This is a genomic window from Cytobacillus sp. C11.1, assembly GCF_058145115.1.
In genome coordinates this window covers 2097265-2110385 of sequence record NZ_CM176935.1, presented here as the reverse complement: position 1 = coordinate 2110385, position 13121 = coordinate 2097265, and the positions used below count along the sequence as shown (strand labels likewise).

Genomic DNA, 13121 nt, shown 5'->3' with positions numbered 1-13121 from the left:
AAAGCGGAAGCGGCTAGATTCAGGGGCAGCAAGCATAAGACAAGCAGCGGGAAGGTTGTACTCTCCCTTCTTGCTGGATGGACTTATGACCTCGAGCCCCTAGGCGCTGCAGCTAGACATTTAATTGTATGTCATTTTATTTATATTATAATACGGAGCATCTTCACCAATGTCAAGACCGAATTATATTAAGAGCGCTCCAGCTTCTTTTTCAGCTTGCGGACATCCTTCATGGTTAAACCGAACTCAGAGGCAAGCTCAATCATATTCGAGCTTTGCTCTTTCTGGATAAAATCGTGGAAATCAACTCCAAAAAGCTGATTTTCCCCTGATTGAGCCGACATTCCTTTATCTCCAAATCTCATAGCATTCACCCTTTGTTATGTAGTCTGCTTTATTCTTTCCATTTATAAATGAAATGTTTCATAATCCGGCAAATTTAATCTTTCTCTAAAATTACCGACTTAAAAACTGATAAAAAAAGGGAATTTGTACTCCAAGCAGAAGTAATTTTAGGAGCAGAAAAAACATGTTTAGTACCAAAGTTATCTTGACTATTAAAGGCTTGTTTGTTTTTCTTTTAGATAAGGAAAAGTTTTTGATAGTAATTGAATTTACCGCGAAAGGAGGAAAAGTATTGCAGAAAAGAAGATCAATCATTCTGGCTTTTTGCTTTATCCTTATGGCCGGAATAATAAAGCTGGAAGAACCGGTAAAGGCCGAGGGAACAGCCGTAACGATCAGTACTCATAATCTAAATGTTCGTCAAGGCCCTGGCTTAAGTTACCCTATTTTAGGCCAGGCCCAAAAAGGAGACCGATTTAACATGCTTTCCCAAAAAGGAGAGTGGATTGAAATCGCCTTTCAAGGGGAAAAGGGCTGGGTAGCCAACTGGTTTGTGTCCGTACCTGCTTCCAGCCAGGGAGTTTCAGCAAAGAAAGGACCTGGCTCCCATGCAATAATCACTACAGATGGCCTTAGAGTGCGAAAAGGCCCTGGTACCGGCTATGCTGTTTTGGGAACCGTACATAAGGGAGCTGCCTATAAGTTATTGGAGAGTAAAGGCAGCTGGATTAAGCTCCAAACACCCCATGGAGATGGATGGGTTTCCGGTGAATACGTCCAGAACAGCAGCCAAAATAAAGATACTGCCAATGTCAGCAGCGGCAAAACAGGGAAGATTACAGCAAACTCACTGAATATCAGAAGCAAACCATCGCTCCAGAGCGCTGTTACCGGTAAGCTTAATGATGGAGACATCGTAACAATTACTTCGCAAAATGGCAGCTGGATAGAGGTTTCATTTTCAGGAAATACCGGCTGGGTCAGCAGCCAATATGTTGATGTGCAAAGCCCACAGTCAGGGAAAAACAATCCGGCACTGCAGAATACCGGAAAAACAGGCACCGTTACCGCTACAGCTTTGACAGTCAGAAATAAATCTTCATTAAGCGGCAAGCCTATCGGTTCTGTTTCAAAAGGGAAAGCCTTTTCCATTCTTGAGGAAATGAATAACTGGTCAAAAATAGAATATCAATCGGGATCATTTGGCTGGGTGGCAAGCTGGTTTCTGGAGCAAACGACAGCAAAAAAAACAGCTTCTGCTCATCAGGCTGTAAATGGCAGTTCTGCAGTTATCTTACATAATGGATCAAATATCAGAAAAAGTGCCAGCACCCAATCTTCTGTCATCCACAGGGCAAATAAGGGAGACAGCTTCGATATTATCAGCCTGCAAAATGATTGGTACGAAATACGTCTGCCGAACGGCCAATCCGGTTATGTGGCAGGGTGGATTGTATCTGTTAATGGCTCGGCTCCCAAAGTGGAAAAACCGGGTGCAGAAATGCATTTGAAAAATAAAACCATCGTCCTGGATCCAGGCCATGGCGGCCGAGATAATGGGACTACTGGGGCTAGAGGAACACTGGAAAAGACACTTACACTAAGAACGGCACAACTGCTTTATGAAAAGTTAAGGTCTGCAGGAGCAAATGTCATTCTTACCAGAAACAGTGATTCTTATCTTCCTCTTCCCTCCAGAGTGGGTGTTTCCCACTACCATAATGCCGATGCTTTCATCAGCATCCATTATGACAGCATCGCAGATCGCACGGTAAGGGGAATGACAACCTATTATTATCACTCCTTCCAAAAGAGTCTGGCATCCAATATCCATTCAAATGTAGCCTTCATGACAAACTTAAGGGATCGGGGATATCGGTTGGGGGACTATCATGTGATAAGAGAAAATAAGCGAAATGCAGTGCTTCTGGAGCTTGGTTACTTGAGTAACCCTGCCGAAGAAATCCTAATTACGTCAGCTCAATATCAGCAATCTGTTGCTGCAGGAATTTATCAGGGTCTAGCACGTTATTTTAAAAATTAACTGTTTTCGTAAAGTTTGTTGCTTTTGGGAGGTTAACTGAGCTTAGCCAATGTGTTGATTAGAGAGGAGGGCACTTAACTCCTCCCGCATTTCCCGTGCGGTGTTTATTCAGGATGCTTATTCCTTGTCCTGCGGGAGGCGAGGGGGGTGAGAGACCCCACAGGCGAAGCCGAGGAGTCTCCCATTCCTCCCCTCGGAAAGCAGGTGCCGCAAGGGAAATTAACATGCAACATTTACAAGCTAAACAACAATCTATGAGAAAACAGCTTAAAAATCAGAACCAAAGCCCCGGCCAAATTGGCCGGGGCTTTGGTTGCAAAAGAACAGTTCTATAAAAGAGCCTCTGAAATTTTCGCAATCTTATGTGCAGTAAGCATCCCAAAAGCAGCTATCCAAAATTAAAGGAGGGAGCAACTGCCAGCGGCACAATCGGTTTAACCAGCAACCAGTTCAAAAGGCGCAATAATTACAGTTTCAGCTTATTTACTTTCAAGAATCAAAGTAACCGGGCCGTCATTGGTCAGCTTAACATCCATCATGGCACCGAATTCTCCGGTTTCTACCTTCAGGCCTTTTTCTTCTAAGAACCCGTTAAATGCTTCATAAATTTTTATTGCATGGTCAGGCTTTGCCGCTTCCATAAAATTCGGGCGGCGGCCTTTTCGGCAATCACCATATAATGTGAATTGGGAGACTGAAAGGATTTCACCCTCCTGATCCAGAAGGGATAAGTTCATTTTCCCATTTTCATCCTCAAAAACACGGAGATTGGCAATTTTATCAGCCAAAAATGCGGCATCTTCTTCTTTATCTTCATGGGTGACTCCAACGAGCAAAACAAACCCTTTTTGAATGCTCCCAACGGTTTTTCCGCCAACTGTTACACTGGCTTCTTTGCTTCGCTGCACTACAACACGCATGCTATCTGCTCCCTCTAGTTCATTATTCTTCTTACTGCATATATGTCAGGGATTTGTTTAATGCGTTCAACAACCTTTTGCAGATGGCTAACATTGTGAATCGCGATAGACATATTAATTGTCGCCGCTTTATTGCGGTCAGAACGGCCAGAAACGGCAGATATATTTGTTTTCGTCTCATTTACTGCCTGCAATACTTCATTTAGTAATCCCCTGCGGTCATATCCTGTAATTTCAATTTCAACATTATATTCCTTCCGGTCATTTAATGCAGTTTCCCACTCTACCGGTATTAGTCTTTGTTTCGCATCATCTGTATCGATATTTGGGCAATCAGCACGGTGTACAGACACCCCTCTGCCCTTGGTTATAAAGCCGACAATTTCATCGCCAGGCACCGGATTGCAGCAGCGGGATAGCCGAATCAGCAGGTTATCAATACCCGAAACTCTTACACCGGATTCCCGTTTTTTTGCTGATGGGAATGTCTTCAGCTCGGAAACAGCATTGGTAATATCAGCTTGTTCAAGATCTCGTTTCTTTCGCCATTTCTCTGTAAGCCTATTAGCTACCTGAAGAGCTGTTACCCCGTTATATCCGACAGCAGCATACATATCCTCTTCACTGGCAAAGTTGAATTTTTCAGCAATCCTTTTGACATTTTCAGGTGTCAGTATCTCCTTCAAATCGAAATCCATATTCCGGATTTCTCTTTCAACGAGTTCTTTCCCTTTTTCGACATTTTCTTCTTTTCTTTGCTTTTTAAAGAAGGTCCTGATTCTATTTTTCGCCTGTGTTGTTTGTGCAAGCTTAAGCCAATCCTTGCTTGGACCGTAGGAATGCTTTGAGGTCAATATTTCGATAATATCACCTGTTTTAAGCTTATAGTCCAGCGTTACCATCTTTCCATTTACTTTGGCGCCAATGGTCTTATTTCCAATTTCCGAGTGGATGCGGTAAGCAAAGTCAATCGGAACAGAGCCGGATGGAAGTTCAATTACATCCCCTTTAGGTGTAAACACAAAGACCATATCCGAAAACAGATCAATTTTCAGTGATTCCATAAACTCTTCAGCATTTGCCGCATCGTCCTGAAATTCCAAAATTTCTCGGAACCATGTCAGCTTCTCCTCGAAAGATGATCCTTCATTCACTCTTTTGCCTTCTTTATAAGCCCAATGTGCCGCAATACCAAACTCTGCAATCCTGTGCATATCCATTGTACGGATTTGGACTTCAAGAGGGTCGCCTTTAGGACCAATAACTGTAGTGTGAAGTGATTGATACATGTTCTGCTTTGGCATTGCAATATAATCTTTAAAACGGCCTGGCATCGGTTTCCAGCATGTATGGATAATTCCCAGGACCGCATAGCAATCTTTTATGCTGTTCACAACAATACGGACTGCCAGCAAATCATAAATCTCATTGAATTGCTTGTTTTGAAGAGCCATTTTTCGGTAAATGCTATAAATATGTTTTGGGCGGCCCGAAATTTCGGATTTAATTGAGACTTCAGCCATCCTGCCCCGCATGACATTAATAACATCATCCAAATACTCTTCCCGTTCCGCTCTTTTCTTCTTCATCAAATTAACAATCCGATAGTATTGCTGCGGATTTAAATATCTGAGTGCTGTATCTTCAAGCTCCCACTTAATTTTTGAAATTCCCAGCCTGTGGGCCAGGGGAGCGAAAATTTCAAGCGTCTCATTGGAAATTCTGCGCTGTTTTTCAGCAGGCAAATGTTTAAGAGTCCGCATATTATGAAGGCGGTCTGCCAGCTTGATCAAAATGACACGAATATCCTGTGCCATCGCTACAAACATTTTCCGATGATTTTCAGCCTGCTGCTCTTCCTGGGATTTATATTTAATTTTACCTAGCTTTGTTACTCCATCGACAAGCATTGCCACTTCGGCATTGAAGGCTTCCTTAATATCCTCTAATGAGACTTCGGTATCTTCAACCACATCGTGAAGAAAACCGGCTGCGACCGTAGATGGATCCATCTCCAAATCTGCCAGAATCCCGGCCACTTGAATGGGATGGATAATATAAGGCTCACCGGATTTTCTATATTGTTCACGGTGGGCATGCTTGGCAAACTCGTATGCTTTTTTTACAAGCTCTGCATGCTCATCGTTTAAATATTCTTTTGCCCTGTCGATGACTTGCTCGGCGGTCAGAACTTGATCGTTCGCCATGGAATCACCTTTATCTCACTAAATTTTATGCGAATGCATAATGCTTTTTCTCTTTTTAAAAATTGGCTCTGTTAACATTAACATAGCCCAAAAAACTCTATGAACAAATTTTATAATTAATAAAAAATTAATGATTGCTACTATTATCGAAAAAAAAAGTAAAGATGTAAAGGGATAGACTGTTATTTTTATGGGAATAACAAAAAAATTGTCGTATTTTGTTGGAATTTCTTTTTATTTTTCCATTATTGCCAATGGAAGCACTTTATAATAGGATAATTAGCGCCCATCAAACGGTAAATTAAAAAGAGCGCCTGTTTCGTCCGGCGCTCTCCTGAAGTATAAATGGATGGTTTTAATATTGCATTAATGTCATGATATCGTAGTTATCCAGTTTTTTGCGGCCATCTAAATAAGTTAATTCGATTAGAAATGCAATTCCCGCTACAACTCCGCCAAGCTCTTCGACAAGCTTGATTGTTGCATCAATGGTACCGCCGGTTGCCAGCAGGTCATCAGTGATCAAAACCCTTTGTCCAGGTTTGATTGCATCTTTATGAATAGTTAAAATATCTTTGCCATACTCAAGGCCATAGTTTACCTTGATTGTTTCGCGTGGAAGCTTCCCTTCCTTGCGCACAGGTGCAAATCCTACTCCCAAAGAATAGGCTACCGGGCAGCCAATAATGAAACCGCGCGCTTCTGGTCCAACAACCAGGTCGATTTGCTTTTCACGTGCATATTCAACAATCTGGTCAGTCGCATATTTATAAGCATCGCCATTATCCATTAATGTTGTAATATCTTTAAATTTAATTCCCGGCTTTGGCCAGTCTTCAACAATTGTTACATACTGTTTTAAGTCCATTTTTCTTCCTTTGCCTCCTCAAATTTAACAGCCCCTTGCATAATTTCATCAAACCAGTTTTTGAGCTGCTGAAAGGATGAATAGAGCAAATCGCTCTCAAGGCTATATTGTGCCTGTTTTTGCTGATATGTTCGTGAATCAGCCAAATCACGTTTATTCGATGTATTATTTAAGGAAATAACACCATTGTTTATTTTAACAAAATCCAATTCAAAAAACACTTGTGACATAAAATCTACCGTTTCCCTGCTCCATCCCTTATGCTTGGCAATATCATTGCCATGCCGCTTAATATCAATGTGCCCTTTTTTAGCAAGCAGAGCAAAATACCATTTAAAATGGTCCCTGGTTGGCATCGTACTGAAAAAATCGCTGTCTTCTTTATAAAAATGCGCATAAATTCGAGCAGGCTTTTTACCCGAGAATAACTTGGACAACATTTCTATTGAAGGAGGCAAGTCTGCCAAAACAACATTTGCTTCATCCAGCTCTATAGATGCAGCTTCCACTACAGAATTTATTTTGACCATTTTTGGGCCGGCATATGTCCTAAATTTGGAAGTGTTCTCATCATTGAAGAGATCCATATTGTATTTTGCTCAGGAATGACGCTCTTAAGCCTTTCAAGCCGTTTTACACTGCGTATGTCGAACAGCTGCCAAGAGTGTACTGCCATATCCTGCAAAAAAATTTGCGGCTTTTTGTTATTATTCCATTCATTAATCGATAGCTCGCCAATAACAGACAGCTTGGAATAAGGTGAAATGTGTTCATATAAATGTCCAAGTCCAAATCCAATCCCATCGAGGGAAGAGCCTTCGCTCTCAATTGTGACTTTAATATGATTCTGTTCTGAACCGATTTTTCTCATTCCCGCAATATTTGCATCTTTAATCAAAACCTTCGGTTTTGGGTTTCCCATCCCATATGGAGAAAGCAATTGCATTTCTTCTATTGAAGAAAGAGTGATATCTTTGAGATCAATGATTCCATCCAGCGTAGTAACAGGAATAAAATCTTCTTCTGTAAGCTGGTTGTTAGCAAGTTGGTTCAGCCTGCCGCGGAGCTCATTAACTGAATTAAGATCGAGCGTCATCCCGGCAGCCATTGGATGCCCACCAAAATGGGGAAGGATATCCCGGCATTCTGATAGATTCTTAAACAAATCGAAGCCTTCTATGCTTCTTGCAGATCCCTTTGCCTGCCCTTTTTCAGAATCAAAGCTAAGAACGATTGTAGGCCGATAGAACTTTTCTACAAGCTTGGAGGCTACAATCCCGATAACTCCAGCATTCCATCCTTCCTTGCCTACAACAATCACAGAATTTTCACTAATTGGGAATTTGGATTCTACTTCATTAATTGCTTGTGCCGTTATATCATTGACAATAGCTTGTCTTTCTTTATTTAACTGTTCAATTTCCTCGGCAATTGTTTGGGCTTCATATGGATCATCAGTCAATAGCAGCTCGACTGCAGGATCTGCGCTTTCCAGCCTGCCAACTGCGTTCAGTCGCGGCGCAATCGAAAAGCCTATCGTTTCTTCCGTAATGGCAGGAAGCTCTACACCTGCCACTTTAAATAAGGCAGTTAAGCCAATATTTTTAGTCGACTTAAGCTTTCGAATCCCCCGTTTTGCAATCAGCCTGTTCTCTCCTTTAAGTGAAACGAGGTCAGCGATTGTGCCTATGGCGGCGATTTCGAGAAGGTGGGCTGGCATATCCCCGTATAATGCATGAGCAAGCTTAAATGCTACCCCAACACCTGCCAATTCCCGAAAAGGGTATTTGCTATCAGGATGTTTCGGATGGATGATTGCCAATGCTTCAGGGAGTACTGGCCCGGGCTCATGATGGTCCGTTATGATTAGGTCCATTCCCAGCTCTTTTGCGGCTTTCGCTTCATTAACTGCTGATATGCCTGTATCTACCGTTATAATTAAACCAATGCCTGTCTCAGCGGCATGTGTAAAGGCTGGGATATTAGGCCCATAGCCTTCGGTGAAACGATTTGGTATGTAGAATTGTACATTTGCTCCTAGGTCTCTTAATGCCATCATCATGACAGAGGTACTTGTGACTCCGTCCGCATCATAATCACCAAAAATTAAAATTGGCTCCTGCTTTTCAATCGCTTCTTTTATTCGGGTGACAGCTATATTCATATCTGTCATTAAAAAAGGATCATGAAATTCCTGGTCTTTATCCAATAAAAAATACCGTGCTGATTCAACGGTATCCATTCCGCGATTAATTAATAGCGACGCTACAAGAGGAGCAATATTCAATTCTTTTGAAAGCTGCTTAACTTTGTCTTCCTGTGTTTGCCGAACAATCCATCGCGTTCTTGAATGTAACATACGTTCACCCCTCAGCTTATTAATTATACAAGAGGGGGACTGGCGTTTCAATAATAGAAAACTGGGATATCCCATACATTTTTGGAAAAGGCATGTTAAAGCTCATCGTTGATATTGGTAACCTATTTAATGGACTTAAGGCGCGAGCTCCTCAAACTGCTTACTGATTTCCCTCGTTACCAAGAATGCTTAATCAAATGTGCAGCGAGTCAAGGGAAGACCCGACAGGAACAAGGCCAGAGGAGATCCCGAACAGCCAGCTGAGTGTCTGGAATGGATATTAGATCAGTAAATATATTTTCTGATTAGTGAGACCTTTTTATTAGCTTTTCCGGATAGAGCATCCACACAAAAAATCAATCCAGCTCCACATTATCTGCCAGCAGAAACTAAAAGGCTTGGACCCATCCCAGCCCAAGCCTTTCTCCTAATGAATATCCCGGTCCAATTCTTTTTCCGCTTCTTCCTTGCTGTTATCTTCGGGATTGCCCTGTTCTGCTTTCAGTTTTTCATTTTCTTTTTTAAGCAATTTCACTTGCCTTTGCAAGGAGTACATGCGAACAATTCCAACTGAGCCAACAATGAGTCCGCCCATCAATACTGAACTTAGGATCACCAGAATTAATGGCCATTGGCTTTCCCCAAATAAATAATTTACAGTTACATCATCAACATTGATAACTGCAAATACTGCTACTATTAAGGCAAATAAAAAACCAAATAGTAAAGTCCATTGAAATTTCATAATCCTCTCTCCCCTTAGGTATGTCTCTAGATTACCTTTCTTCACTATACGGATTAATATGAACAAAGACATTTTGCACGTTTTCCAGCTCAAGCAATTTGCGTTTAACCTCTTTGCCAACCCGGTGGCCATCCTCCACGGTCATATTAGGGTCAACAGACACTTTGATATCAACAATCACATAGTGGCCGTGTTCTCTTGCATGCAATTCGTCAATTCTTTTTACATAATTTACAGTTTCTGCAGTTTTGCGCATCTCTATTGTATCTTCCTCATGGAGGACGTGATCAAGAGTACTATGAATCGATTCTTTCCCAAGATGCCATGCCATTTTAATTACCATAAGCGATACAAGCAGCCCTGCAACAGGGTCAGCATATTCAAGCCACTCGATACCGATTTTCCCGCCAAGCACAGCACTCCCAATCCCTATTAAAGCGGCGATAGAAGAGTACACATCTGACCGATGTTCATAAGCATTAACAATTAATGCATCGCTATTAAGTTTCTTTCCCAAATTGAACTTATACCGAAACATCGCTTCCTTCACAATTATAGAAATTATAACCGCAACAATGGCAATGCTCTTAGGCGGTTCAATCGGTGAGAAAAATGCTTCAAATGATGATCTGCCTATTTCTATCCCGACCAGGAATAATAAAACGGCAACTATTATGGCTGCGATCATTTCAGCCTTTCCATGGCCATATGGATGGTCCTCATCAGGCGGCTGCTTTGCGGCCCTCAATCCCAAATAAACAGCAAAGGAACCTGCGACATCCGAGGCAGAATGGACGGCATCCGCTACCAATGCCTTACTCCCGGAATACACGCCAATTCCCCATTTGAGAGCAGCAAGCGCAATATTGCCGACGATTCCAATCATCGCAGCAAATTCAGCTTTCTTAAAACGATCATTTTTTTCCAACGCTAAACTTCCTTCCTCCCTGGACTTGTTGTTAGTTTATCCTATTTCGTGAAATCATTAACCTTTTATTACTAAATAGCAGCCCCAAAAGATTCAATACGTCAGCTTACAATTTTAAATTTCACTTATATAAATCACAAGCAAAAACCCCAGGCATTTTGCCTGGGGTTTTTCTAATGTAAGCCATTAAACTTGAGGTTCGTCACTGATTTTCCGTTTTTCTTTAACTGTTTTAATAACACCCTTTTTCTTTAGCTCTTTCCCTTTCCAAACAGCCCATAATTGTGCTGCAAGGAAAATGGATGAATAAGTACCGGCGATCAAGCCGATAAGCAGCGCAAAGGAGAAGTTTCGGATAGACTCACTTCCAAAGATAAGCAATGCTACAACGGCAATTACAACGGTCAATACGGTATTAATGGAACGGCCAAGCGTTTGACGCAGGCTTCGGTTTACAACATCCGCAATATCCTCAAATGTCTTGAGTTTTTTCTTTTTCTGCATATTTTCCCGCATCCGGTCAAAGGTAACGATTGTATCATTAATCGAATAACCAACAACGGTCAATACCGCAGCAATGAAGGTCAGATCCACTTCAAGCCGTATAAAACTAAATATAGCAATGATAAAGAAAGCATCATGCAATAAAGCCAGCACTGCTGCAACAGCCATCTTAATCTCAAATCGGATGGTTACATAAATAATGATGCCTAAAGACGCGATAACAAGTGCAATCAGCGCATTCTTGGCAAGTTCTTTACCTACAGTCGGTGAAACAGTACTTACGTTGGGATCTGCACCAAATTGCTCATTAAAGTGAGACTTTAACTCTGCAATTTCATCCTTTGTCAATACTCCTTTTAATCTTGCAACACCAATTTCATTATTAGTGCCGGAAATGACAATATCATCTGTTTCTAATCCCACTGCTGACAATTCAGTTTGGAATTCCTCTTTTGTTATAGGATCACTTGCCAGCTGCTCAATGCGCGTTCCGCTGGCAAAGTCAATTCCCAGATTCAGACGAAGAACAGCAACAATGATTATTCCGGCAGCAATCAATGCTCCAGAAAGGATAAAGAATTTTTTTCGGTGTGCAACAAAGTCGAACTTATCATACTTCGTAGGCAAATCAAGTGTATCAAAGTTTTCTGCAATATCCTTCATTTCGTTTTTCTTGACGCCAAACCATCCTGGCTTATTATTTAAGAATTTGCTATTAACCCATAATCCAAGCAATAATCTTGATCCATATACAGCTGTGATAAAGCTTGCCAGAATACTAATAATGAGCATTGTTGCAAAGCCCTTTACAGAGCTTGTCCCATAAAGAAATAATACGGTAGCGGCAAGTATGGTTGTGATATTGGCATCAAAAATTGTAGAAAGCGAGTTTTTTCCGCCAGCCTGGAAAGCTGATTTGATCGTCCTTCCTACTTTCATTTCTTCTTTGATTCTCTCGTATGTGATGATATTCGCATCGACTGCCATACCGACACCCAAAATAAGCGCGGCGATGCCAGGGAGTGTTAATACTCCATTCATCCAGTCAAAAACAAGGAGGATGAGATAGATGTAAAACGATAGAGTAATCGTTGCAATAAGCCCTGGGAAACGATATACAGCAATCATATAAAGGAATATTATCGAAATTCCAATAATGCCTGCAAGAATCGTCTTGTCCATTGCCTGTTCCCCAAATTTCGCACCGACTGAAGTGGAATAAACCTCATCAAGCTGTACAGGCAGAGATCCAGCATTTAATAAATCTGACAGCGTTTGCGCTTCATCAATCGTGAAGTTCCCGACAATGGAGACTGTATCCTGGTTAAAAATTTGGCTTACTTGCGGAGCAGATAAATATTTCGGATCTTCCTTTCCAGCTTCAGCCTGGAAGGAGTCTTCACCCTCCTCAAAGTCAAGCCAAATGACAAGCAAGTTATTTGGCGGTCCCATATTGACAATTTTTTCGGTTACTTCTTTAAACTTGCTTGCACTTTTCAGTTTCAGGGAAACACTTGGTTTGCCATTCTCGTCAAAAGTTTGTTTTGCTCCGCCTTCTGCAAGGTCGGATCCGTCCATCATCTTTTGGTCATTAACATCCCTAAATGAAAGATTGGCTTCCGTTGAAAGAATTTCACGGGCCTTATTTTGATCCGTTACACCTGCAAGCTGGACACGGATCCGGCTATCACCCTCAATTTGAATATTCGGTTCGCTTACTCCGAGAACATTGATACGTCTATCGAGTGCTTCAGCTGTGCTCGCTAAAACTTCTTTATCAATCTTTTGGCCGTCTTCTGCAGGCTTTACTTCATAGAGCACCTCAAACCCGCCCTGCAAATCCAGGCCAAGCTTAATATTTTTTAAAATGTTGTTTGTCGTTGCCCCTGCCAAGCTCCCTATCAATAAAACAATAAGGAAGAAAGCAACGATACGGCTGCGTTTTACCATTATGTATAAATCCTCCTTAGCTACTCGCCCGCTACAGGCATATAAAGTGGAACTGTTTTCATAGCAAATTTGCCATGATGTTTTTGTACGAACGGGCTTACACAGACAATCGCATTACAAACTAAATGCAACCCAGGCACTTAAAAGACTCGCTTGTTTCCAGCCAGGGAATTCTTTCGTCAAAATTGTTCTCACTTGCATATGTATGTTTATAGGTACATTGACTGTACAGGCCATTAAACTCCACGTTA

The 13121-nt window shown here is 41.5% G+C and carries 8 protein-coding genes and 1 pseudogene; 1 reads left to right on the top strand and 8 read right to left on the bottom strand.

Features of this window, described 5'->3' with window-relative positions; genetic code table 11:
- Positions 1–188: 188 nt before the first annotated feature.
- A complete protein-coding gene (locus AC3ZVC_RS10370) occupies positions 189–365 on the bottom strand; it encodes a hypothetical protein (protein WP_214724888.1) in 177 nt (58 codons plus the stop codon).
- A 272-nt stretch (positions 366–637) separates the two neighbouring features.
- On the opposite strand from AC3ZVC_RS10370, the gene AC3ZVC_RS10365 reads away from it, so the two are divergent.
- Positions 638–2389, top strand: a complete 1752-nt coding sequence (locus AC3ZVC_RS10365; protein WP_490068276.1) for an N-acetylmuramoyl-L-alanine amidase family protein — start codon at positions 638–640, stop codon at positions 2387–2389.
- A 479-nt stretch (positions 2390–2868) separates the two neighbouring features.
- Here AC3ZVC_RS10365 and dtd read toward each other — a convergent pair whose 3' ends face one another.
- The 7 genes and pseudogenes from dtd to secDF all read right to left on the bottom strand — a co-directional run bounded on the left by dtd (position 2869) and on the right by secDF (position 12870).
- Positions 2869–3309, bottom strand: a complete 441-nt coding sequence (dtd, locus tag AC3ZVC_RS10360) for a D-aminoacyl-tRNA deacylase (protein WP_490068274.1) — start codon at positions 3307–3309, stop codon at positions 2869–2871.
- Between the two features lie 14 nt (positions 3310–3323).
- Positions 3324–5516 (bottom strand): RelA/SpoT family protein, encoded by a 2193-nt coding sequence (locus AC3ZVC_RS10355; protein ID WP_490068273.1) that lies wholly within the window; start codon positions 5514–5516, stop codon positions 3324–3326.
- A gap of 355 nt (positions 5517–5871) precedes the next feature.
- A complete protein-coding gene (locus tag AC3ZVC_RS10350) occupies positions 5872–6384 on the bottom strand; it encodes an adenine phosphoribosyltransferase (protein ID WP_490068271.1) in 513 nt (170 codons plus the stop codon).
- Positions 6375–8743: pseudogene (gene recJ / locus AC3ZVC_RS10345) on the bottom strand (single-stranded-DNA-specific exonuclease RecJ). The gene AC3ZVC_RS10350 and the pseudogene recJ overlap by 10 nt, the downstream one beginning before the upstream one ends.
- Before the next feature lie 427 nt (positions 8744–9170).
- A complete protein-coding gene (locus AC3ZVC_RS10340; RefSeq protein WP_490068270.1) occupies positions 9171–9488 on the bottom strand; it encodes a LapA family protein in 318 nt (105 codons plus the stop codon).
- 31 nt (positions 9489–9519) lie between these two features.
- Positions 9520–10416 carry a cation diffusion facilitator family transporter gene (locus AC3ZVC_RS10335; protein ID WP_490068268.1) on the bottom strand — a complete coding sequence of 299 codons (897 nt, stop codon included), beginning with the start codon at positions 10414–10416 and terminating at the stop codon, positions 9520–9522.
- 186 nt (positions 10417–10602) lie between these two features.
- A complete protein-coding gene (gene secDF, locus AC3ZVC_RS10330) occupies positions 10603–12870 on the bottom strand; it encodes a protein translocase subunit SecDF (RefSeq protein ID WP_490068267.1) in 2268 nt (755 codons plus the stop codon).
- Positions 12871–13121: the final 251 nt, after the last annotated feature.

Coding starts and splice junctions, on each gene's coding strand:
- AC3ZVC_RS10350 (WP_490068271.1), bottom strand. CDS start 6,384: ATGGACTTAAAACAGTATGTAACAATTGTTGAAGACTGGCCAAAGCCG.
- AC3ZVC_RS10355 (WP_490068273.1), bottom strand. CDS start 5,516: ATGGCGAACGATCAAGTTCTGACCGCCGAGCAAGTCATCGACAGGGCA.
- AC3ZVC_RS10340 (WP_490068270.1), bottom strand. CDS start 9,488: ATGAAATTTCAATGGACTTTACTATTTGGTTTTTTATTTGCCTTAATA.
- dtd (WP_490068274.1), bottom strand. CDS start 3,309: ATGCGTGTTGTAGTGCAGCGAAGCAAAGAAGCCAGTGTAACAGTTGGC.
- AC3ZVC_RS10370 (WP_214724888.1), bottom strand. CDS start 365: ATGAGATTTGGAGATAAAGGAATGTCGGCTCAATCAGGGGAAAATCAG.
- secDF (WP_490068267.1), bottom strand. CDS start 12,870: ATGGTAAAACGCAGCCGTATCGTTGCTTTCTTCCTTATTGTTTTATTG.